Source organism: Streptomyces sp. VTCC 41912 (genome assembly GCF_045799175.1).
Classification (GTDB): domain Bacteria; phylum Actinomycetota; class Actinomycetes; order Streptomycetales; family Streptomycetaceae; genus Streptomyces; species Streptomyces albulus_C.
Genome location: NZ_JBJMAB010000008.1, coordinates 134446 through 155221, shown reverse-complemented (window position 1 = coordinate 155221; position 20776 = coordinate 134446). Strand labels below are relative to the sequence as shown.

General features: G+C 70.8%; 19 protein-coding genes and 2 pseudogenes. 11 read left to right on the top strand and 10 right to left on the bottom strand.

Translation table 11 applies throughout. From position 1 onward, the window contains the following. Positions 1-188: 188 nt before the first annotated feature. Positions 189-2051 carry a glycoside hydrolase family 15 protein gene (locus tag ACJ6WD_RS14765; RefSeq protein ID WP_233656102.1) on the bottom strand — a complete coding sequence of 621 codons (1863 nt, stop codon included), beginning with the start codon at positions 2049-2051 and terminating at the stop codon, positions 189-191. 379 nt (positions 2052-2430) lie between these two features. Between ACJ6WD_RS14765 and kdpB the strand changes: the two genes are divergently transcribed. Continuing rightward, positions 2431-4707: a potassium-transporting ATPase subunit KdpB gene (gene kdpB, locus ACJ6WD_RS14760; RefSeq protein ID WP_267952095.1), complete on the top strand. Its 2277-nt coding sequence runs from the start codon at positions 2431-2433 to the stop codon at positions 4705-4707. A gap of 290 nt (positions 4708-4997) precedes the next feature. Here the strand turns inward: kdpB and ACJ6WD_RS14755 are convergent, their stop codons facing one another. Both ACJ6WD_RS14755 and ACJ6WD_RS14750 read right to left on the bottom strand, forming a co-directional pair. Next, positions 4998-5990, bottom strand: a complete 993-nt coding sequence (locus tag ACJ6WD_RS14755) for an aldo/keto reductase (protein WP_233656103.1) — start codon at positions 5988-5990, stop codon at positions 4998-5000. A gap of 427 nt (positions 5991-6417) precedes the next feature. Next, positions 6418-6731, bottom strand: a pseudogene (locus tag ACJ6WD_RS14750) (transposase); the annotation flags it as partial. Positions 6732-6949: 218 nt separating this feature from the next. On the opposite strand from ACJ6WD_RS14750, the gene ACJ6WD_RS14745 reads away from it, so the two are divergent. Further along, positions 6950-7513 carry a hypothetical protein gene (locus ACJ6WD_RS14745; RefSeq protein WP_407615922.1) on the top strand — a complete coding sequence of 188 codons (564 nt, stop codon included), beginning with the start codon at positions 6950-6952 and terminating at the stop codon, positions 7511-7513. A gap of 39 nt (positions 7514-7552) precedes the next feature. Continuing rightward, complete coding sequence (locus tag ACJ6WD_RS14740; RefSeq protein WP_407615921.1) at positions 7553-8326, top strand: class I SAM-dependent methyltransferase; 774 nt, start codon at positions 7553-7555, stop codon at positions 8324-8326. 11 nt (positions 8327-8337) lie between these two features. Here the strand turns inward: ACJ6WD_RS14740 and ACJ6WD_RS14735 are convergent. Both ACJ6WD_RS14735 and ACJ6WD_RS14730 read right to left on the bottom strand, forming a co-directional pair. Continuing rightward, positions 8338-9246: pseudogene (locus tag ACJ6WD_RS14735) on the bottom strand (IS5 family transposase). A gap of 181 nt (positions 9247-9427) precedes the next feature. Next, the gene (locus tag ACJ6WD_RS14730; protein ID WP_233656107.1) at positions 9428-11389 is read right to left on the bottom strand and encodes an amino acid transporter; all 1962 of its coding nucleotides are present in this window, start codon (positions 11387-11389) and stop codon (positions 9428-9430) included. Positions 11390-11702: 313 nt separating this feature from the next. Here ACJ6WD_RS14730 and ACJ6WD_RS14725 point away from each other — a divergent pair, with 313 nt between their 5' ends. From ACJ6WD_RS14725 to ACJ6WD_RS14710, 4 genes are all read left to right on the top strand, one after another. Next, a complete protein-coding gene (locus ACJ6WD_RS14725) occupies positions 11703-12506 on the top strand; it encodes a serine protease (protein ID WP_376554626.1) in 804 nt (267 codons plus the stop codon). A gap of 27 nt (positions 12507-12533) precedes the next feature. Beyond that, positions 12534-13286, top strand: a complete 753-nt coding sequence (locus ACJ6WD_RS14720; protein WP_233656109.1) for a class I SAM-dependent methyltransferase — start codon at positions 12534-12536, stop codon at positions 13284-13286. 265 nt (positions 13287-13551) lie between these two features. Then, on the top strand, positions 13552-14046 hold the full coding sequence (locus tag ACJ6WD_RS14715; protein ID WP_331246133.1) for a hypothetical protein: 495 nt from the start codon (positions 13552-13554) through the stop codon (positions 14044-14046). A 176-nt stretch (positions 14047-14222) separates the two neighbouring features. Next, a complete protein-coding gene (locus tag ACJ6WD_RS14710) occupies positions 14223-14732 on the top strand; it encodes a mycothiol transferase (RefSeq protein WP_233656111.1) in 510 nt (169 codons plus the stop codon). Between the two features lie 17 nt (positions 14733-14749). Here ACJ6WD_RS14710 and ACJ6WD_RS14705 read toward each other — a convergent pair whose 3' ends face one another. Next, positions 14750-15253: a metallophosphoesterase gene (locus ACJ6WD_RS14705; protein ID WP_233656263.1), complete on the bottom strand. Its 504-nt coding sequence runs from the start codon at positions 15251-15253 to the stop codon at positions 14750-14752. Between the two features lie 9 nt (positions 15254-15262). Then, a complete protein-coding gene (locus tag ACJ6WD_RS14700) occupies positions 15263-16063 on the bottom strand; it encodes an SDR family oxidoreductase (RefSeq protein WP_233656112.1) in 801 nt (266 codons plus the stop codon). 214 nt (positions 16064-16277) lie between these two features. Between ACJ6WD_RS14700 and ACJ6WD_RS14695 the strand changes: the two genes are divergently transcribed. Continuing rightward, positions 16278-16781 (top strand): hypothetical protein, encoded by a 504-nt coding sequence (locus ACJ6WD_RS14695; RefSeq protein WP_233656113.1) that lies wholly within the window; start codon positions 16278-16280, stop codon positions 16779-16781. 111 nt (positions 16782-16892) lie between these two features. Here ACJ6WD_RS14695 and ACJ6WD_RS14690 read toward each other — a convergent pair whose 3' ends face one another. Next, positions 16893-17630, bottom strand: coding sequence for a L,D-transpeptidase family protein (locus tag ACJ6WD_RS14690; protein ID WP_233656114.1), 738 nt, complete (start codon positions 17628-17630; stop codon positions 16893-16895). Between the two features lie 453 nt (positions 17631-18083). On the opposite strand from ACJ6WD_RS14690, the gene ACJ6WD_RS14685 reads away from it, so the two are divergent. Then, positions 18084-18791: a maleylpyruvate isomerase family mycothiol-dependent enzyme gene (locus tag ACJ6WD_RS14685; protein ID WP_407615920.1), complete on the top strand. Its 708-nt coding sequence runs from the start codon at positions 18084-18086 to the stop codon at positions 18789-18791. Between the two features lie 116 nt (positions 18792-18907). On the opposite strand, the gene ACJ6WD_RS14680 is transcribed toward ACJ6WD_RS14685, so the two are convergent. Further along, positions 18908-19477, bottom strand: coding sequence for a DinB family protein (locus ACJ6WD_RS14680; protein WP_233656116.1), 570 nt, complete (start codon positions 19475-19477; stop codon positions 18908-18910). A gap of 61 nt (positions 19478-19538) precedes the next feature. Beyond that, on the bottom strand, positions 19539-19964 hold the full coding sequence (locus tag ACJ6WD_RS14675) for a hypothetical protein (protein WP_331246129.1): 426 nt from the start codon (positions 19962-19964) through the stop codon (positions 19539-19541). Between the two features lie 259 nt (positions 19965-20223). Here ACJ6WD_RS14675 and ACJ6WD_RS14670 point away from each other — a divergent pair, with 259 nt between their 5' ends. Together ACJ6WD_RS14670 and ACJ6WD_RS14665 are read left to right on the top strand one after the other, a co-directional pair. Beyond that, positions 20224-20535, top strand: a complete 312-nt coding sequence (locus tag ACJ6WD_RS14670; RefSeq protein ID WP_275466649.1) for a hypothetical protein — start codon at positions 20224-20226, stop codon at positions 20533-20535. Then, positions 20532-20771, top strand: coding sequence for a hypothetical protein (locus tag ACJ6WD_RS14665; RefSeq protein ID WP_037634704.1), 240 nt, complete (start codon positions 20532-20534; stop codon positions 20769-20771). The genes ACJ6WD_RS14670 and ACJ6WD_RS14665 overlap by 4 nt, the downstream gene beginning before the upstream one ends. The last annotated feature ends 5 nt before the right edge of the window (positions 20772-20776 follow it).

Sequence of the window (20776 nt, the reverse complement as noted above, 5' to 3'; positions counted from 1 at the left end):
CCCGCGCGCGGTGTTGCAATGAGGAGGTGACAGCGACGGCGGCGGGCCTTCCGCCGCCGCCTCATCACCGACTCACGGGGAGCCCGACATGACAGACCCCCGCTCACTCTCGCTCCGCGCACGCCTGTCTCGGCGAGGGAGGCGTGCGCCGAGGGCCGGTCCCCTCCCCGGCGTCGGCGTCGCGGGGGTCAGCCAAGGGCCCGGTCGAGGTTGAACGCCGCGCTGATCAGGGCGAGGTGGGTGAACGCCTGGGGGAAGTTGCCGATCTGCTCCCCGGTGTGGCCGATCTCCTCGGCGAACAGGCCGAGGTGGTTGGCGTAGGTGAGCATCTTCTCGAACGCGAGCCGGGCCTCGTCGACCCGGCCGGCCCGGGAGAGCGCCTCCACGTACCAGAACGAGCAGATCGAGAAGGTGCCCTCTTCGCCCCGGAGCCCGTCGGGGCTGTGCCGGGGGTCGTAGCGGTAGACGAGGGAGTCGGAGACCAGTTCGTCGCCGAGCGCGTCCAGGGTGGACAGCCACTTCGGATCGGTCGGCGAGATGAACTTGGCCAGCGGCATCATCAGTACCGAGGCGTCCAGCACGTCGGCGCCCTCGTGTTGGACGAACGCCTGCCGCTCGGTGGACCAACCGCGCTGCATGATGCGCTGGTAGATCGCGTCGCGGGCGCCGGACCAGCGGAGCATGTCCGCGGGCAGTCCGCGGTGGAGGGCGATCCGCATGGCGCGTTCGATGGCCACCCAGCACATCAGTTGGGAGTACAGGAAGTTCTGGATCTTGCCTCGGGTCTCCCAGATGCCCTCGTCGGGCTGGTCCCAGTTGTCGCACACCCAGTCCACCAGGCCGCAGACGGTGTCCCAGTGGTCGCTGGAGAGCGGCTGCCCCCATTTGTCGTACAGGTAGAGGGAGTCGATGAGCGCACCGTAGATGTCGAGTTGGAGCTGGTCAACGGCGGCGTTGCCGATGCGCACCGGAGCCGATCCCAAATGGCCCTCCAGGTGCGGGAGTTCGGCCTCGGGAAGTTCGCTGCGGCCGTCGATGCCGTACATGATCTGGAGCGGGCCGCGCACGCAGTCCTGCAGGCAGATCTTCGTGGACAGGAAGTGCACGAAGGACTTCGCCTCGTCGGTGAAGCCGAGGCGCAGCAGGGCGTAGATGCAGAAGGCGGCGTCCCGGACCCAGGCGTAGCGGTAGTCCCAGTTGCGCTCGCCGCCGATCTGCTCGGGCAGGCTGGTGGTGGGGGCGGCGACGATGGCACCGGTCGGTGCGTAGGTGAGCAGTTTGAGGGTGAGCGCCGAGCGGTGCACCATCTCCCGCCAGCGTCCGCGGTAGCGGGAGTGGGCGAGCCAGCTGCGCCAGTAGCGCACGGTGGCGCCGAAGAGTTGCTCGGCCTCCCGCACGGCGCAGAAGCGGGGCTCGACGCCGTCGCCGATCCGGTCGAGTGCGAAGACGGCGGCCTCGCCCTCGGCGAGTGTGAAGGAGGCGCGGGCGTCGGGTCCGTCCGGTACGACGGGCACGCTGGCGGTCAGGGCCAGGGAGAGGTCAGGGGACTCGAAGACCGTCACGCCGTTGTGGTGGGTGTGGACGGTGTGGTCCTGCCGGCCGTAGTCGAAGCGGGGGGCCACCCGGACGGAGAAGGGGAGGGAGCCGCGGACGCACAGCACCCGGCGGATCAGCCGGTGCCGGTCGGCCTCGCGGGAGTCGCCGACGATCGGCATGAAGTCCTGGACCTCGCCGACGCCGTGGTCCGCGAAGAACCGGGTGATGAGGATGTTGGTGTCGGGGAAGTAGAACTGCTTGGTGCGGGCCGGCACGTCCGGGGCGAGTTCGAAGGCCCCGCCGCGCTCGGCGTCGAGGATCCCGGCGAAGACGCTCGGGGCGTCGAAGCGGGTGCAGCAGTACCAGTCGATGGTGCCGTTGGTACCGACGAGGGCGGCGGTGCGCATGTCGCCGATCAGGCCGTGTTCGGCGATCGGGACGTAGCGGGGGGCGTCGGCCCTGCTGGGGCGGAGGCTCTCGGTGGGTGCCGTCGTGGGCCCCGTGGACGTCGTCATCGATCCTCCCCTGCGCTGGGGGACGAGCAGGAGCAGTGGATTCAGGCTACCTCTGGGGCACCACGCACCGCCCGTCCGCCCGACGGCCGGCAGCGGCCGGTGCCCGGGCCGGGGCGGGCCGCGGACCGGCCCGGAAGCAGGTCGGAGGGCCGGCCCGGCGCCCACGGCGGCCGAGCCCTGGCCAAGGCCGTAAGAGAGCCGCAAATTCCGTTCGCGGGCGGCCCTGCGCCGGTGGCCGAGGCCCTAGATTCGGTGCCGGCCGGGAGACGGTCACGGACGGCGGACGCGCAGGTCAAGGGCCGTCTGATGGCGCATGCGCAGCTCCCCGTCCGACGTCTTGCGGCCTCTTCCCCGTGCCCGTCGTCCAGAAAGCACTCGCATGCCTGCTGCCCCGTCCCGTGTTTCCTCCATCCCGCAGACCGAGCCGGTGCCCGGCCCGGTCGGGGACCCCGCCCGGGGCGCGCCCGGGGGCGGCGGCCGCAGGGGGCGGCGACGGCGGGCGTCGGCCGGACTGTTCGATCCGCGGGTGCTGCTGACGGCCCTGCCGGAGGCCCTGCGCAAGCTGCATCCGCGGGTCCTGGCCGCGAATCCGGTGCTCTTCGTCGTGGCGTGCGGCTCGCTGCTGACGACGCTGTCCGCGGTGCTGGAGCCGTCGGTGTTCAGCTGGGTGATCAGTGGCTGGCTGTGGCTGACGGTCCTGTTCGCACAGCTCGCGGAGGCGGTCGCGGAGGGCCGGGGCCGGGCGCAGGCGGCGTCGCTGCGGCGGGCCCGGACGGACCTCACGGCCCGGCGGCTGCGGGACAACTGGCGGGTCGGCGTCCACCTCGACAGTGCCGTCACCGAGACGGTGCCGGCGTCCGACCTGCGGCCGTTCGACTTCGTGCTGGTGGCCGCCGGCGAGACGGTCCCGGCGGACGGCGAGGTCGTCGAGGGGGTGGCGAGCATCGACGAGTCCGCGGTGACCGGGGAGTCGGCGCCGGTGCTCCGGGAGGCCGGCGGGGACCGGTCCGGTGTGACGGGCGGGACGACGGTGCTGTCGGACCGGATCGTCGTCCGGATCACCTCGCGGGCCGGGCACTCCTTCCTGGACCGGATGATCGCGTTGGTGGAGGGGGCGGCGCGGCAGCGCACGCCGAACGAGATCGCGCTGCACATCCTGCTGGCGGCGCTGACCATCATCTTCCTCCTGGTGGTCGTCACGCTGCAGCCGATGGCGACGTACGCGGGCGCCGCCCAGCAGACGGCGGTGCTGGTGGCGTTGCTGGTGACGCTGATCCCGACGACCATCGGGGCGTTGTTGTCGGCGATCGGGATCGCCGGGATGGACCGCCTGGTGCAGCGCAACGTGGTGGCCATGTCCGGTCGTGCGGTGGAGGCCGCGGGGGACATCAACACGCTGCTGCTCGACAAGACCGGGACCATCACCCTCGGTCACCGGGAGGCGGTGGCGTTCGTGCCGCTGCCGGGGCTGGACGAGCTGGCGCTGGCCGATGCCGCCGCGTTGTCGTCGCTGTCGGACCAGACGCCGGAGGGACGTTCCGTGGTGGCCCTGGCCCGTGCGAAGTACGGACTGCGGGCACCGGACGAGGGGGAGCTGTCGTTCGTCCGGTACGTGGCGTTCAGTGCGCGGACGCGGATGAGCGGGGTGGACCTGCGCTGGTCGGACGGGTCCGGAGCGGCAGGATCCGGATCGACGGGGGCGGCCGGCGGGCCGTCCGGTGCTGCGGGCGGGCCCGAACGACCGTCGGAGTATCCGGGCGAGGTGGTGCTCCGCAAGGGGGCAGCGGCCCAGATCGTCGAATGGGTGGCGCAGCGGGGCGGTGAAGTGCCGCCGGAAGCACGGCTGTTCAGCGATGCGATCAGCGCGTCCGGCGGGACGCCGCTGCTGGTGGCGGTGGAGGATCGGCGGGGCCCGCGGGTGTTGGGGGTGGTGCATCTGAAGGACGTGGTGAAGGAGGGGATCCGGGAGCGGTTCGCCGAGCTGCGCCGGATGGGCATCCGGACGGTGATGGTCACGGGCGACAACCCGCTGACGGCCGCGGCGATCGCCCGCGAGGCGGGGGTGGACGACTACCTGGCGGAGGCCACGCCGGAGGAGAAGCTCGGCCTGATCACCCGCGAGCAGGCGGGCGGCCGGCTGGTGGCCATGACGGGTGACGGGACGAACGACGCTCCGGCGCTGGCACAGGCCGACGTCGGGGTGGCGATGAACACCGGCACCTCCGCCGCGAAGGAGGCCGGCAACATGGTCGACCTCGACTCCAACCCGACCAAGCTGATCGAGATCGTCGAGGTGGGCAAGCAACTCCTCATCACCCGCGGGGCGTTGACGACGTTCTCGATCACCAATGACGTCGCCAAGTACTTCGCGATCATTCCGGCGATGTTCACGGGGGTGTATCCGGGACTGTCCGCGCTGAACGTGATGGAGTTGCACAGTCCGACGTCGGCGATCACCTCGGCGATCATCTTCAATGCGCTGGTGATCGTGGCGCTGATCCCGTTGGCGCTGCGCGGGGTGCGCTACCGGCCGGCGTCGGCACACGACCTGTTGCGCCGCAACCTGGCGTTCTTCGGGTTGGGCGGACTGGTGGCACCGTTCGTCGGCATCAAGCTGATCGATCTGGTGATTTCGGGGATCCCGGGACTGGGGTGACGACGGCGCGACGGTCGACTTGCCCTTTAACCTCTGAGACTGTCGCGCTCGGTGATGCTCTCCGGTCGCCTGGCCGTTTTCCGGACGTCGTAGCGGGTTGTGGGGCGGTGGTTCTTCGAGCCCCCTGGCCTTCCCAGTCCGGTCCTCCCGGGAGTCCTCCACAACCAGGAAGAGGATCGCCGCCGTTCGTGGAACCGTCTCCGAGACGGTTCCACGAACAGCAGCGTTGGGACGACCTCCTACCCGCCATCGGTGCGGCGACCTGCGGTCTCAGGAGTCAGAGCAGGCTTTCAGCGGCCGAACCGCGACTGCAACTGCTCAGGGAGACGTTCGCCCTGGATCCGAATGTCGGCCGCGGCCTCTTCGATCCGATGCAGGTCGCCGGTCGTCAGCTCGACGTCGAGTGCGCCCAGGTTCTCTTCTAGGCGGTGCAGCTTGGTGGTGCCGGGGATCGGCACGAACCACGGTTTCTGCGCCAACACCCAGGCGAGAGCGATCTGGGCCGGCGTGGCCCCCTTGTCGTCGGCAATCTGCTGCAGCAGGTCGACCAGCACCTGGTTGGCTTCCCGTGCTTCAGGGCTGAAGCGCGGAAGCAGGCGGCGGAGGTCGTTGTCGGCCAGCGACGTGCTGGAATCGATCTTGCCGGTCAAAAATCCTTTGCCGAGCGGGCTGTAGGGCACCAGACCGATGCCCAGTTCCTCCAAGGTCGGAATGATTTCGGTTTCGTGCTCGCGCATCCAGAGCGAATACTCGCTTTGCAGTGCCGTTACCGGCTGCACGGCGTGGGCACGACGAATCGTCGCGGCACCGGCCTCGGACAGGCCGAAGTGCTTTACCTTGCCTTCGGCGATCAGCTCCTTGACCGTGCCGGCCACGTCTTCAATGGGCACGTTGGGGTCGACGCGGTGTTGGTAGAGCAGGTCGATGCTTTCGGTTCGAAGACGCTTGAGCGAGGCCTCGGTCACTCGGCGGATCTGCTCGGGTCTGCTGTCGACCCCGGACATCGGGGTCGGCCCGTGCTCGCCGTGCTTGATTCCAAACTTCGTGGCGATCACCACTTGGTCGCGGACCGGTGCCAGCGCCTGACCGACCAGGTCCTCATTGGTAAAAGGGCCGTAGACTTCGGCGGTGTCGAAGAAGGTCACGCCGTGGTCAACGGCCGCCCGCAGCAGCTTCGTCATCTCGGCTGTGTCTTGCGGCTGACCGTAGAAGAAACTCATGCCCATGCAGCCGAGCCCGAGAGCCGAGACTTCGAGGTCTTGCCCTAGTTTGCGTTGTTGCATTAGAGATGCTCCTGGGATATCGATCGCCTGGCTCCCGCCTATTTTGCGTTCAGCCGGGATCCGGCACAGAAGTTAGACAGCCTTCCGGGACGCCGCCGAAACCCTAGCGATACAGGAATTCCCTCAACGCTATGACCTTGGAGTGCACTCCAAGCAAGCGGAACAGGCAAGAGGGCGTTTTCTCCCGTCGTTTCATCCCGAATTCTCGTCATTTAACGATCAGTGTTGGCTCCCCCTGGTTTCGTGCCGACGTTGTGATGGGCGGGGCGGCTGCATGCCTCGCCGGCCACGAGGAAGCGGCCCACGTCGTGACGGACCGCCGGACGGCGGTTCTTCGAGCCAAGTAACCCTCCTGGCGCGGGCGTTGAGGGTTTCGGTGCGCTGGCAGGAGAGCCGGTCTTCGTGCGCGGGTTTCTGAACCGCCGTCGGCGGCGACATCGGCACCGGACTCCAGGCGGGCCGCGTCCAGCACCGCCGTCCACGACGTGCGGCCCGTCTCCAACGCGGCCACGATCGAGCACGGCCAGCCGGGCGCCAACCGGTGTTTGCCCTCACCCCGGCCGAATGTGTGGCGGAAGGCCCGGTCAGGGCAGGTGCTGGCGGCCGGCCGCAGCCACGGCGAGACATCTGCGGCGAGCACGATCCGACCGCCCGAAGCCCTCGGCAACGGCGTCACCTCCAGAGCGCGACGCAGCGGCGGTGTTCCGGAGCGAGCGCCAGGTCGACGAGCGTCCGCACCGGGACCAAGTTCAAGCCGCGTCCGACCCTGGACCTCAAACGACAAGGTCAGTACCTGTCTCCGAACTGGTCTCGGTATGACGGTCTGTGGCGTTCCGGTGTTTACCCAGCTCAGAATTCGAACGGAGGGGTTTGGGTGACGAGCAGGGGCCGCCGGCCGCGTGCGCACAAGGGGCAACGCCATGGCCCAAGCCGTCGGTCGGACGTTAGTGTTGCCGCCCATGGGCGCAGTGGTCGTCACCGTCATGGCAGGATTCGCCGGGTACCTCGTCACCTACCTCAACAACCTGCGGCTGACGCAGCGACAGGAACGGCTGGCGCGGGTGAACCGCCAACTCTCCGAGTTCTACGGGCCGCTTCTCGCACTGGTCGAGGTCAACAGCCGCCTTTACCACGCGTTCAGCGAGAAACACCCCCGCCCCGAAGGACGCGAGCCGCTGTCCCACCGGGACGAGCAGGACGCATGGCGGCTGTGGATCACCACCGTCTTCCTGCCCACCCACCGCGCCATCCGCGACCTCGTCAACACCAAAGCGGACCTGATGGACGAAGCCGATATGCCGCCCCTCCTGTTGGAGGTCTACGCGCACGCAGCCTGGCACGAACTGTCCGCCGCGAAATGGGAAGCCGGGGACCTGACCATCGAGCACCCACCCCGCGCGTTCCCGGCGACCGCGATACGCGCCTACGCCCGCGAGAACTTCGCACGACTCAAGTCCGAGCAGACAGCCCTCCTCGGACGGCGACTCAGGCAAGGCAGGCGCACTGTCACGCGTCGTCGCTAGGGCCTGTCCGGCGGATCACGTGGTCACTAGGCTGCGGTGATGGAACGCGTAACCGACGTGCCCGAAAATCCCGCCCGGTCTGCGGAACCGGCCCAGGTGAATGACTACGACAGCTTTGCCGAGGCGTACTCGGCCGAGAACGAGAACAACCTCGTGAACGCGTACTACGAGCGGCCGGCGATGCTGGCCCTCGCCGGCGACGTGGCCGACCACCGGATCCTGGACGCTGGCTGCGGGTCGGGCACCCTGTCCGCTGCACTGCGCGATCGCGGTGCTGTCGTCACCGGTATCGACGCCAGCGCCGGCATGCTGTCGCTGGCAAGGCGGCGGCTGGGTGACGACGCGGCCCTGCATGTGGTCGACCTGCGCGACCGCCTGCCGTTCGCCGACGGTGCGTTCGACGACGTGGTGGCGTCGCTGGTGCTGCACTACCTGGAGGACTGGGGGCCGACGCTGGCCGAGTTGCGGCGGGTACTCAAGCCCGGCGGCCGACTGATCGCGTCGGTGGACCACCCTTTTGTGGCTTACACGATCCAGGATCCCCGACCCGACTACTTCGCGAACTCCAGCTATTCCTTCGATTGGACGTTCAACGGGCAGTCCGCCCCGATGAAGTTCTGGCGCAAGCCACTGCACACGATGACCGATGCCTTCACCACAGCCGGCTTCCGCCTTTCCGCCATCAGCGAGCCGCAGCCCGACCCGGCCGCCCGTGAGCTGTTCCCCGACGCCTTCCATGACCTTTCCACCAAAACCTGTTTCCTGTTCTTCGTCGTCGAGGTACCGCTGTCGGCTGCGGGCTCGGACGAGTAGCAGTCGGCGGATCACGACCGAAGCCGGAGTCGGATCGAGGCGATGGTGACGGTGCCGTGGAAGATGCAGGCGCGTTTGTCGAACCTCGTGGCCACTGCCCGGAAGTTCTGTGGCGCGTTGATCGTCCGCTCCACTGCGGTCCTGCGCCTGTAGGTCGTCTTGGCAAAGCCGGTGGGGCGACCGCCCTTGCTGCCGCGAGCTTGGCGATTGGCCCGCTGATTCTGGGTTCGGGGATGGTGTGCCTGGTCTGGCGTCGTCGCAGGAAGTGGCGATTGTGGCGGGAGGAGTACGCCTTGTCGCCGCCGAGGTGGTCTGGCCGCGTGCGCGGGTGTCCGCCACCGAGGCGGCCAACACGGATGCGTTCCATGACAGGGATGAGCTGCGGGGCGTCGCTCCACTGGCCCAGAGTGATCAGCAGCGCCAGGGGACGGCGTCCGCCCTCACCGGTGAGGTGGATCTTGCAGGTCAGGCCGCCCCGGGAGCGGCCGAGTCCCTCGTCGCGCCGGCGCTGCGGGGGTGTACGTCTTTCCCCGGCACTCGTGGCGACTTCCTACGGACCTCGGCGGCGTGATGACGGGCCCGGTGCAGGAGGTCGAATCAACGCTCACCACCGACCGGGCGATCGGGCCTTCCGCATCGGCGTCGGTCAGGACTGCCGCCAAGCTCATGTCTCACGCGCCGTCCGCCGACCAGCGTCTATGCCGTTCGTACACCGTCCTCCACGGACCGAAACGCACAGGTAGGTCCCGTCACGGCACCCCCGTGCGCAGTCGGAACGGGATTCCCTTGACGAACCTGCGGTGGTCGGCCCAACAGTCGCCGCGCCAACCGGACTTCGGTAGATTCGGCTTGAGCCGGACCCACTCCTCATGTGCTGAATCTCCCCGACGCGACCGGGTGCTGCCGTCACTGACTGTCAGACAGGCCCTGTACTGGTCACGCACACGGACAGCCGTCGTGGTGGTGGTGCGAGAAGTGGGCGGGCTTGACGGCCCGGTGGTCTCTGGGTGGCGCTGCTGACCGTCAGTGCCGAGTGGAGGAGTCTCGGTGAGCCTCGCGGGAGGCAGGCTGCTACTCAAAACCCGCGATCGAAGAAAGCACTCAGCCGACATGGACCCGAGGCCGGCGGCTGCGGTCTGGTTCGGCCTCGCGGAGCACTTCTCGGGTGACGGGGGCGACCTCCCCCTGGCCGAAGAGGAAGAAGCGCAGGAACTGCGCGAAGGGGTTGCCCTCGGTCCACTCGAAGTAGATGTGCGGGCGCTGCTTGGTGGTGTCGCGGACGTACAGGAGCAGGGCGGCCAGGGCGTTGGAGACGGCGGCGCTCTCCAGGCAGAGCACGCGGTAGCGGTTGTGCATGACGTAGCCGCGCACGTGGAGTTCGCTTTCGAATTCGGACGGGTCCTTGATGGTGACCTCGACGAACACCAGGTCGTCCTCCGGCGGGATGTCGTTGTCGGCGCGGATCTGCTGGGCCTTGTCCCGGTACTCGGCGTAGTCGCGCCGGTCCGGCTCGTTGGCGATGAAGCGGATGCGGCGCTGGGCGATGTCGCGGACGAAGCGGGCGGCGGTGTCGTCGAGGATCACTTCGCTGACGCGCAGTTCGAAGGCGCGGGCGAGCCGTGAACCGAACGAGAGCAGGATGATGCCGGCGATGAAACAGGCACCGATCTTCACGCCGTCCGGCCGCTCGATGACGTTGGTGACGGTGGTGTAGAGGAAGACCACCGCGATCACCGCGAATCCGATGGTCCAGCCGTGCTGCTCGGCGCGCCGGGCGGCGATCGTCACCGCGATCGCCGCGGAGCTGATGAGGACGAGGACGCCGGTGGCGTAGGCGCTGCCCTGCGCGTCGACGTTGGCGTCGAAGATCCAGGTGACCAGGAAGGCGACGGCCGTGAAGACCAGCACCATCGGCCGGACCGCGCGGGCCCAGTGCGGCGCCATGCCGTAGCGCGGGAGGTATTGCGGCATCAGGTTCAGCAGGCCGGCCATGGCGGAGGCGCCGGCGAACCAGAGGATGGCGATGGTCGAGACGTCGTAGACGGTGCCGAAGGCGGAGCCGAGGTACTCGTGCGCGAGGTACGCGAGGGCCCGGCCGTTGGCGGGTCCGCCGGGTCGGAACGCGGCGGCGGGGATGAGGAGGGTGGTGACGAAGCTGGTGATGATCAGGAAGACGCTCATGATGACGGCGGCGGTGGTGAGCAGCTTCTTGGCGCCCCGGATCCGCCCGGTGGGGCGTTCTTCGGTGTCGTCGGGGTCGCCCTCGATGTGGGGCATGACCGCGACGCCGGTCTCGAATCCGGAGAGGCCGAGGGCGAGTTTCGGGAAGACGATGAGGGCCACCGCGATCATGGCCGGAATGCTGCCGTGTTGGACGGTCAAGGCCCGCGTCCAGTCGGTGACCACGTGCCCGGTGGTGACCACGTGCCAGATCGCGACGGCCGCGACGACCGCGTTGAGGGCCAGGTAGACGCCGACGAGGACGAAGGCCACCCCGATCGCTTCGAGGAACCCCTTGAGGAAGACGGCACCGAGCAGCGCGACGAGGATCAACGTGACGACCATCTGGCGGCCCTGGAGCGCGCTGTGGACGTGCGGGTTCTCGACGAGGTGGGTGGCGGCGTCGGCGGCGGACAGGGTGATGGTGATCAGGAAGTCGGTGGCGGCGAAGCCGAGCAGGGTGAGGACGAACAGCTTGCCCTTCCAGAAGGACAGCAGCCGTTCCAGCATCGCGATCGAACCCTGGCCGTGCGGGCTCTCCGTGGCGACGCGGCGGTACACGGGCAGCGCGCCGGCGAGGGTGACCAGGACGAGGACGAGGGTCGCCACGGGTGAGAGCAGACCGGCGGCGAGGGCGGCGATGCCGGGCTGGTAGCCGAGGGTGGAGAAGTAGTCGACGCCGGTCAGGCACATCACCCGCCACCAGCGTTGTCCGTGGTGACCGGTCTCCGGCGCGGCGGGCTGGTGCTTGCCCATGTCGGCGACCCCTTGCAGCATCCAGGCGCGCAGGCGGTGCCGCGCCATGGGCCCGGAGCCAGCACCGGTGGGGGTGGGGGCGGCCATCGTGAGCTCCTGTCGTACACCGAAAGGATCCGGCCAGTGTTGCGGCGGCGGATTCAGCGTACGCACTTCCGTGCCCCGGGCCGCGGCGCTCGGGGTCTCGGTGGGCTCGTGTCTCCGGTGGCCCGGTGTCCGCGGTCGAGCCGGCACCGGACCGCCGCAACGTTCCGAGCGCACGGCACCCGCTCAAACGCCGACGGCCCGAAGACCACCAATTCGATGGAACCGACTCGCTCTTCGCCCCGGTCCGCCGCGGAGTCCTTGGAGGATCGCGGGACGAGGAGGGGTCCTGGCCGAAAGGGATGCGGGAGGCGGAATGGCAGGGGCATGGCTGCGGGGCGGGGCGGCGGCGGCCGCGGTGTGCGGGGCGGTGTGCGGGGCGGTGCTGGCCGCTGTTCCGTCGGCGACGGCGATGGCGGGCCGGCCGGTGCCGGACACCCGCATCGTCGGCGGGGGGAACGCGGACGTGCGGGACGTGCCGTGGCAGGTGTCGCTGCGCAACCGCGGGGGCCACATCTGCGGCGGTTCGATCGTCCGCGCCGATGCGGTGGTGACCGCGGCCCACTGCACCGTGGGGGCGCCACCGGGGTCGCTGAGTGTCCGGGCGGGCAGCGCCGCCCGTGGTTCGGGCGGGCAGGTGGTCCGGGTGGCCCGGGTGTTGCGGCACCCGAAGTACGACGCCGCCACGATCGACTACGACGTGGCGGTGCTGGTCCTGGCGTCCCCGCTCCGGTTCGGTGACGGAGTGCGGGCGGTCCCGTTGGTGCCGGCGGGCAGCGAGCCCTCGGCGGGCACCCCGGCGACGGTCACCGGTTGGGGCGCGACCCGGGACGGCGGCGCGCTGCCGGAGCGGCTGCGGCGGGTCGACGTGCCCAAGCTCAGCGACGCCTACTGCAAGGGCGCCTACGGACCGTCCTCGATCACCCCGCGGATGACGTGCTACGGCTACCAGGAGGGCCGCAAGGACGCCTGCCAGGGCGACAGCGGAGGGCCGCTGGTGGTGGACGGGCGCCTGGCGGGCATCGCGTCGTGGGGCTCGGGGTGCGCCGCGCCCGGGCACCCGGGGGTCTACACCAAGGTCAGCGATCCGGCGATCCACGACTACATCACGCGGTCGTAGCGCGGACCCGGCGCCTATGCTGACGCGGTGTTCGCACCCGAAGGTCCCACGTTCCGTGAGCTCGCCGTCCAGGCACTGTCGTCCGTCGAGCGGGGCTACGACCTGCTCGCCCCGAAGTTCGACCGGACGCCGTTCCGGACACCGGAGGTGGTGCTGGAGCCGGTGGTCCGGGAGTTGCGCGAGCTGGGGCCGTTCAGCGCCGGGCTGGACCTGTGCTGCGGTACGGGCGCGGGGATGGAGGTCCTGCGGCAGGTGTGCCGGGAGCGGGTGACCGGCGTCGACATCAGTGCGGGCATGCTCGCGGTCGGACGGGCCCGCGCGTCGGAGGCGGAACGGGACGGGGCGGGACCGCGCCTGGAGTGGGTGCGGGCGGACGCGCGGGCGCTGCCGTTCGGCCCGGCCTTCGACGTCGTGGTGAGCTTCGGGGCGTTCGGGCACTTCCTGCCGCGGGCGCGACCGGGGTTGTTCGCCCAGGTCGGCTCGGTGCTGCGGCCCGGCGGCCGGTTCGTGTTCCCGGTGCTGGCGCCCGCCCGGCCGGGCTCGCCGTTGTACTGGGCGCTGTGGGGTTTCGACGCGGCGATGCGAGTCCGCAACGCGCTGTGGCGCCCGCCGTTCGTCATGTACTACCGGGGCTTCCGCCTGGCCGAGGTGCGGGCCGAGTTGGGGCGGGCCGGGTTCGCGGTGGAGTTGCGGGCGCTGCCGGAACTGGGCCGCCGGCCGGACGGCAGTCCCCGGTGCCGCCTGGTGGTGGCGACGCGGGTGGGTGCACCGGCCGACTGAGCGGTGGCGGGGACCCTCCGTGCCCGACTGGACGCGCCAGTGGCCGACCGCAGCGGACGTCCAGGCGGCGGCGGGCGGCGGGCGGCGGGCGGCGGCATGAAGGAAACGTGTACATACTCAATTGTGACTGTTGCGTGGGTAACCTTTGGCCAACTCCTGGGCTGGGTAGGGTTGTTCGCATGCCGCAGCACGACGTCGCACCGTTGCCGGAGGTCGCCGATCATGCGCCACGCCACCTGGTCACGTTTGTGTCGTTGAGTCCTTCGTGAGCTCATATCCGGACCCCTCGTTCACCGGCGCAGCCACCTGTGACCTGTGCCATTACCGCCGTCCCGCCATCGACGCGCCCCCCGTGGCGGTGCGCCGGCCGGCCGGTCCGGAACGGCGTCAGGTGCGGTTGTGCGCACCGTGCGGTGAGGACCGCCCCGGCCGACGGCGTCGCGAGCTGATCGAGGAGGACTTCAGCTGGCAGGCGATGTCCCGTCAGGCCCACGACCTGGCGGACGCGTACACCGCGGGTCGCTGGCTGCCCTACGAGGACGAACACCGCTGGGCGCTGGTCCTGGCCCGCACGTACTGGACGCGGGCGGCGCTGGAGGCCGCGTTGCGCGACCCCAACCCCTACCTCCGGGCCGGCCGGCTGGTCCGGGTGGTGGAGCCGCTCCCCCGCGTCCTCGCCGTCGTGGGCCCCGGAGACCGCGCGCTGCGGCCGGTCCAGGCCCTGCTCGACACCCTCGCCGTACGGTCCGCCCGGTCCTGACGCACCGCGTCGACCGCGCCGCGCCCGTGCCGAACGCGCCGTGCGGGCACACCGCCGGCCTGCGCCATGCGGCGGACCGACCGGCCGCGCCGGTGCGCCGGGCGGCACGCCCCGGCCCGGCTTGCGACGATGGGCGTCCGCCGGTCCCCGGACGTTCCCCACCGCACGGAGCCGCCATGTCCGCCAGCACCGATCTGCTCGTCGACGCCTTCGGCCGGATCCGCGAGGTCGTCGAGGAGGTGGTGGACGGCCTCGGCCCCGAGGAACTCGACAGCCGCCCCGACGGACGGGCCAATTCCATCGCCTGGCTGGTCTGGCACCTCACCCGGGTCCAGGACGACCACGTCGCCGGGGTGGCCGGCACCGAGCAGATCTGGACCGCCGACGAGTGGTACGAGGCGTTCGGGCTGCCGTTCCCCGAGGCCGACATCGGCTACGGGCACTCCCGGAAGGACGTCGCGAAGGTCCGGGGCCTGAGCGCCGAGCTGCTGACGGGCTATCACGCCGCCGTGCACGAGAGCACCGCGCGGTTCCTCGCCACGCTCGCCGTGAAGGACCTCGGCCGGGTCGTCGACCGGGGTTGGTCGCCGCCGGTCACCCTGGGCGTCCGGCTGGTCAGCGTGGTCTCGGACGACCTGCAGCACGCGGGCCAGGCCGCCTATGTGCGGGGCCTGTTGGGTCGGTGACCTCGGGCGGGGAGGGCTCAGCGTCGAGGGGGCAGGCGGTGCAGCACGACCTCGGTGAGCCGGCCGCCGGTGATCTCGGCGGTCACGTACGTGCAGGCGGGCTGCCGGCGGCGGTCCGTCGGGGAACCGGGGTTCAACAGGCGCAGGCCCGTCTCCGTCGTGGTGTCCCACGGGATGTGGCTGTGTCCGAAGACGAGCACGTCGAGGTCGGGGAAGCGCTCGGCGCAGCGGTGTTCCCGGCCCCGGGCGGGGCCGGTCTCGTGCACCACGCCGAGGCGCAGTCCGTCCAGGTCCGCGCGGGCCACCTCCGGCAGCCGGGCGCGCAGTTCCGGGCCGTCGTTGTTGCCGTGGACCGCGATCAGCCGGCGGGCCCGGGCCCGGAGCAGGTCCAGGGTGGCGAGGTCGGTCCAGTCGCCGGCGTGCACCACGACGTCGGCGTGCGGTACGGCGTCGAGCAGGTGCGGCGGCAGGGCCTTGGCGCGTCGCGGGACGTGGGTGTCGGAGGTGACCAGGAGGCGCAGCGGCACGGGTCAGCGCTCCTGGGCGGTGGGCCGGACCATGATTTCGTTGACGGCCACCCGGGCCGGTTGGGTGACCATGAAGGCGATGGCGCGGGCGACGTCGTCGGCGTGCAGCCAGGCGTCCCGGGGCAGGCCGTGGGCCGACGCGGCCTGACCGCCGAGGGTCATCTCGGTGGTGGTCATGCCGGGTTCGACCAGTCCGACGCGGACGCCTCGACCGGTCACCTCCTGGCGCAGGGACTCGCTGAAGGAGCACACCGCGTGCTTGGTGGCGGAGTAGACGCTGTTGTCCTTGCGGGGCACTCGGCCGGCGACGGAGCTGACGGTGACCAGGTCGGCGACCCCGCGCGGGCCGGACCCGGCCGCGCGCAGCAGGTGCGGGAGCGCGGCGTGCGACATCCGTAGGACGGCCCTGAGGTTGAGGTCGACCATCCGGTCCCAGTCGTCGGGGTCGCCGTCCTCGACGGCGGCGCGGGCGCCGTAGCCGGCGTTGTTGACCAGTACGTCCAGGCGGCCGAGGCGTTCCACGGTCCGTTCGACGGCCTGCCGGGTCTGTTCCGCGTCGCTGAGGTCGGCGGCCAGGGCGACGGCCGGGCCGCCGCCCTGCGCGGTGATCGTCTCCGTCAACGCGTGCAGGCGGTCGGCCCGGCGGGCGATCAGGGCGAGGGAGCAGCCCTCGCGGGCCAGTGCCAGTGCGGTGGCGGCGCCGATGCCGCTGGAGGCGCCGGTCACCAGGGCGACGCTGCCGGTGAGCGCCGTGCTGGTGCTGTGGTCCGCGGTCGTCGGGGTGTCGGTGCTGCCCGTGGCCATGGTGGTCGCGCGCTCCTCGTCGTCGGTGCTGCCCCGTGTCGGTCGCGGAACGTTTACCCCTCAGGGCGTCGGAAGCATCACCGTTCCCTCGCGTTCCGCAGCGGCGCGGGCCCGACGGATCGGCGGCCCGAAGACTGGCCGTGGCGCGGTGCGGGTGCCCGAACAGCGGGTATCACCCGGGGGAATCCGCTTCTCACGCTCTCAGGAGCCGCTCATGAAGCACACCCATCCCCTGCCCGGTGACATCGGGCTCACCCAGATATCCGGTGTCACCGGCCGGTTGATCCGCTTCGGCCAGTGGATCAACGGAGACGGCTTCGCCGACTACGAACACGCCTTCCTGGTACTGCCCGGTGACCGGTTGTTGGAGGCCGAGCCGGGCGGCGCCCGCATCCGCCAGCTCACCGAGTACGACGGTTCCGACGTGCTGTATGTATGCCCGAAGCGGCTCACCGAGCAGCAGCGCGAGGGCATCTGCGCGGCCGCCGACCGGTACGTGGGCGTGCCGTACAGCTTCCTCGACTACGCGGCGATCGCAACCCACCGCTTCCACCTGCCCGTTCCGGGCTTGCGCCGCTACGTTGCCAGCACCCGGCACATGATCTGCTCCCAGCTCGTCGACCAGTGCTACCAGGACGCGGGCGTCCACCTCTTCGCGGACGGCCGCTGGCCCGGCTACGTGACGCCGATGGCCCTGTACACCCTGCTGGCCAGCTGAGGCGGGCGGCCCGGGCGGCCCGGCGCGCGGTGACGGCCGGGGTCGTGCGGTGCCGCCGTCCTGCGGGGTGCGGGCGTGCCGGCCGCAGCGGCGGCACGCCCGCGGGACCGCTCAGGTACCGGGCTTGCGCCCGTAGACGTAGACGTCGTCGCCGTTGTGCAGCAGCGACCAGTACTTCTTCGCGTCGTTGGTGCGCATGTTGACGCAGCCGTGCGAGCCGGGGGCGGACCAGACGCTGCCGCTGATGGCGTGGAACGCCTCACCGCCGTCGAAGAACTGGCTGTACGGCATGGGCGTGTGGTAGATGGTCGACACGTGGTTCAGGTGCCGCCAGTACACGCGCTTGAGGCCGGTGCGGGTCGCGCCGCCCTTGCGGCCGGTGCGGACGGGTACCGGGCCGTACACCAGCCGTCGGCCGTCCTGGATCCAGCTGATCTGCCGGGTCAGGTCGACGCAGGCGATACGGCCCTTGTTGGTGGGGCACTTGTGGGCGCTGTTCGGGTTGCGGCCGGCGGCCCGCTGCTTGGCCACCACCTGCATCACGCTCCAGGTGACCGGGCCGGCGTAGCCGTAGTTCGGGGTGATGCCGTGGCTGTTCTGGAAGGCCCGGATGGCGCGGCAGTCGGACGTCGACTGCCGACCGTCGACCTTGAGTCCGAGGAACCGCTCGGCCTGGCTCTGGTAGGGGCCGCGGAGTCCGTGGCAGCCCGAGTCGGCGGCTTGGGCGGGCGAGCTCAGGGCGACCGTCAGCGGGAGGGTGAGGGAGGTCAGGGCGAGCGCTGCGCCCGCTCGGCGGCCGAGGGCGCCGGCCGCGGGTCTGCTGAGTCGGAAGGGTATGCGTCGCTTCATGTCCAGTAGGACTCCCGGCTCCGCACGGTGGTTGCGGTCGGGGGCGGGCGGCAGCACCTTACGCGCCAAGGAATCCGGTGGGTCGGGAGCCGGGGATTCCACTCACGGTGCGGCTTCGTCCGTCGCGGTGCGGGGAGTTGATGACCGATATCCAACGCCGTTCGAGGTCCGGAACGTGCCGTGGCGTGCCGGATCGGAGAAACAGGTGACTGGCGCCCTTCGCGGGTGGACCAGATGAAGTGCCGTGTTTCCTCCCGAGCCGCGACAGTCATGGGGATACGGGGCTGATCTCCGGAACGGTGCCCGCGCAAGGGTTCGTTGACGCCGCGGAAGCGTGCCGCCTAGAGTCCGCACGATCACCAGGATGCGATACGAGCGTTCCACCATGTGGAACACCTCGTGGGAAGCGTGCGTTTCGCATCCGTTTGACCGGCGGCGAAAGTGAGGGGCGAGATGCACGAGGCCGAGGCGATGGGTCCGATTTCGGCGGCCACGGACCGCTTCGTGAAGACCGTCGCGGCACTCGCCGACGCAGACGTCGCTGGCACGACGCTGGTGCCGCCGTGGACCCGCGGCCATGTGATCACCCATGTGGCGCGCGCCACCGACAGCCTCTGCCGGCTGCTCACCTGGGCCCGTACCGGAGTGGAGACCCCGCAGTACGCGAGCATGGACGCCCGGGCCGCGGAGATCGAGGCCGGTGCCCGGCGCCCGGTCCGCGAACTGGTCGCCGACGTCCAGGCGAGCGCCGAGCGCTTCGACCACGCCGTACGGGCCCTGCCCGACGCGGCCTGGAGCTACGAGGTCCGCATGCGCACCGGTGAACTGCGCACACCGGCCGCCCTCCTGCCCACCCGGCTGCGCGAACTCGAAGTGCACCACGTCGACTTGGCCGCCGGCTACGCCTTCGCCGACGTGCCGCCGGAGGCCGCCCGCTGGATCATCGACGACCTCTTCGCGGCACAGCGGCGACGCACCGGCATCGCACCCCTGCGGATCGCGGCGTCCGATACCGACCTGGCCCTGGAACTGGGCGTCGGCGGACCGACCGTGACGGGTCCCCAGGCCGAGCTCCTCGGCTGGCTGACCGGCCGCACCACCGGCGCCGGCCTGTCGTCGTCCGAGCCCGGCCCGGTCCCCCGGGCGCCGTACTGGGTCTGACCGCCGCCGTCGAGGACGGCGGTCACGACCGCGTTCCCTCCCCGGTCACCGGCGGGCGTCGCCCCGCTGGCGTGGCTGCCGGTGGCACGGGGAGGGCGGATGCGCCCGGGCGCCCGTCACTGGCCCACCCGCCCGTCGATGCATTCGCGGAGCAGGTCGGCCTGGCCGCAGTGCCGGGCGTACTCCTCGATCCGGTGGACCAGCAGCTCGCGGATCGCGAACTTGTCCTTCCCCACCCGCTCGCCCAGGTCCGGGTGCGCGGCCAGCGCCGCGTCGGTCGCGGCCTGCTCGCGCTCCAGGTCGACGTAGGCGGCGTCGACCACGGCCTGTTCGCCGACGGCCCCGTCGAAGTCCCCGTCGCGCACGCCGTACAGCTTCGGCAGCGGGTCCCCCTCGCCGAGCCAGCCGCGCCAGTCCCGTTCCACCTCGGCGAGGTGGCGGACCAGGCCGAGCAGCGACAGCGTCGAGGGCGGGACCGAGCGCCGGGCCAGTTGCTCCGGGTCCAGGCCCTCGCACTTCATCCGCAGGGTCATCCGGTAGTTCGTCAGGAAGTCCTTCAGGGTGGCGAGTTCGCCGTCCGGGACGGGGCCGCCGTTGTCGCGGGGATCGTCGTCGGGGTCGGCCCACATGTCGGGGTACACGGTCGCCTGGGTCCATCGTGCGGGTTGGTCGGTCATGCACGGCATGGTGGCCCGGGGCGGCCCGGGTTGGCCACCGAGTTCTCGTGCCGAGGCGGCGCCGGCACCGTCAGGCCGTGCACCGGCGGAACGCGCCGTACTGGAGCGCGGCGAAGCCGCCCACCACGACGCCCTGCAACGGAATCCACACCGTGCCCGCGGTGCTGGCGTCGAACCAGAGGGCCGGCGCGACGAGGCTCGACACGGCCCAGACCACGTTGGCCAGCACCACCAGCCGCACGGCGAGGGCGGGTTGCCGCGCCCGCACCGCGAGCACTCCCACCGCCGCCCCGTACGCCGTCAAGAACGCTCCGAGCCCGGCCAGCAGGCCCGGATCGACACCGATCAGGCGGCCCACGGGACCGGGGGCGAGGAGGTAGGCCAACCCGTTGGCCCCGGTGACGACCGCGTCGAGCGCCAGGAAGCGGCGCAGCCAGGTGGCGGGACCGGTCGTCGTGGGGGCGCCCTGCGTCGCGGCGAGCTTGACCGAGGTCATGACATCACTCCTTGGAGAACTATCCGTCTGTGGCCGGAATGCGCGGTTGTGGTGGCCCTCGTCCTTTGAATTGGGTCACGCACCTGCGACGGCAAGCCTGCCGGCCGCGGCGCACCGGATCGATTACCGGAGAGGTAATGCCGAGGTCATCGACGATCCGTGGCGAAGGCGTCGCCGCCGACGCGGGAGGATTGCTACCGTGGTGGGGCGGACGGCGCGGATGCATTCCTCCGCGCCCGCAGGTCAGGTGGAGGATCCGATGAGCAGTTCCGGTCGGTCGTGGACGGTCGACGGCATCTCCCACGCCCTGCCGCATTCCGAGTTGCGGGCGACGTTCATGCGGGAGATCGGCTTCACCGACGTCCGCGAGCTACCGGCCGTCCTGAACCGTTGGGTGAAGTTCATCGAGACCTTCGAAGCCGACCGCGAGCGGGTCGAGCACCTGCGCACGTCGTTCTGCGGGGCCGGGAACCTCCCCTCCACCTACCGTGCGGGGCTGATCGACGTGAGCGCCGAGGAGTTGCGTTCCGCCGCCGGCGAGAGCGGTGCGCACGGGTGGGGCGCCGCGTGACCTACCGGCTCCACCTCGACCCCGCCCTCCACGCCACCTACAAGTCCCTCCCGGACGAGGCGCGTCAGGACCTCTCGGTGCTCCTGCTGGACGCGCTGGTCGACCCGCCCTCGTACTCCGAGCCCTACGGGACCGATGACGGGGTGATGCGGACCATCGCCCGCAGCCACGTCGCCGGCGTCATCCTCATCGGCGACACCGAGATCACGCTCGTCCAACTCACCTACGCGGGCTGAGGGAC

Excerpts from the sequence above, each read along its gene's own strand:
- ACJ6WD_RS14765 (WP_233656102.1), bottom strand. The coding sequence starts at position 2,051 with ATGACGACGTCCACGGGGCCCACGACGGCACCCACCGAGAGCCTCCGC.
- kdpB (WP_267952095.1), top strand. The coding sequence starts at position 2,431 with ATGCCTGCTGCCCCGTCCCGTGTTTCCTCCATCCCGCAGACCGAGCCG.
- ACJ6WD_RS14755 (WP_233656103.1), bottom strand. The coding sequence starts at position 5,990 with ATGCAACAACGCAAACTAGGGCAAGACCTCGAAGTCTCGGCTCTCGGG.
- ACJ6WD_RS14745 (WP_407615922.1), top strand. The coding sequence starts at position 6,950 with ATGGGCGCAGTGGTCGTCACCGTCATGGCAGGATTCGCCGGGTACCTC.
- ACJ6WD_RS14740 (WP_407615921.1), top strand. The coding sequence starts at position 7,553 with ATGGAACGCGTAACCGACGTGCCCGAAAATCCCGCCCGGTCTGCGGAA.
- ACJ6WD_RS14730 (WP_233656107.1), bottom strand. The coding sequence starts at position 11,389 with ATGGCCGCCCCCACCCCCACCGGTGCTGGCTCCGGGCCCATGGCGCGG.
- ACJ6WD_RS14725 (WP_376554626.1), top strand. The coding sequence starts at position 11,703 with ATGGCAGGGGCATGGCTGCGGGGCGGGGCGGCGGCGGCCGCGGTGTGC.
- ACJ6WD_RS14710 (WP_233656111.1), top strand. The coding sequence starts at position 14,223 with ATGTCCGCCAGCACCGATCTGCTCGTCGACGCCTTCGGCCGGATCCGC.
- ACJ6WD_RS14700 (WP_233656112.1), bottom strand. The coding sequence starts at position 16,063 with ATGGCCACGGGCAGCACCGACACCCCGACGACCGCGGACCACAGCACC.
- ACJ6WD_RS14695 (WP_233656113.1), top strand. The coding sequence starts at position 16,278 with ATGAAGCACACCCATCCCCTGCCCGGTGACATCGGGCTCACCCAGATA.
- ACJ6WD_RS14690 (WP_233656114.1), bottom strand. The coding sequence starts at position 17,630 with ATGAAGCGACGCATACCCTTCCGACTCAGCAGACCCGCGGCCGGCGCC.
- ACJ6WD_RS14685 (WP_407615920.1), top strand. The coding sequence starts at position 18,084 with ATGCACGAGGCCGAGGCGATGGGTCCGATTTCGGCGGCCACGGACCGC.
- ACJ6WD_RS14680 (WP_233656116.1), bottom strand. The coding sequence starts at position 19,477 with ATGCCGTGCATGACCGACCAACCCGCACGATGGACCCAGGCGACCGTG.
- ACJ6WD_RS14675 (WP_331246129.1), bottom strand. The coding sequence starts at position 19,964 with ATGACCTCGGTCAAGCTCGCCGCGACGCAGGGCGCCCCCACGACGACC.
- ACJ6WD_RS14670 (WP_275466649.1), top strand. The coding sequence starts at position 20,224 with ATGAGCAGTTCCGGTCGGTCGTGGACGGTCGACGGCATCTCCCACGCC.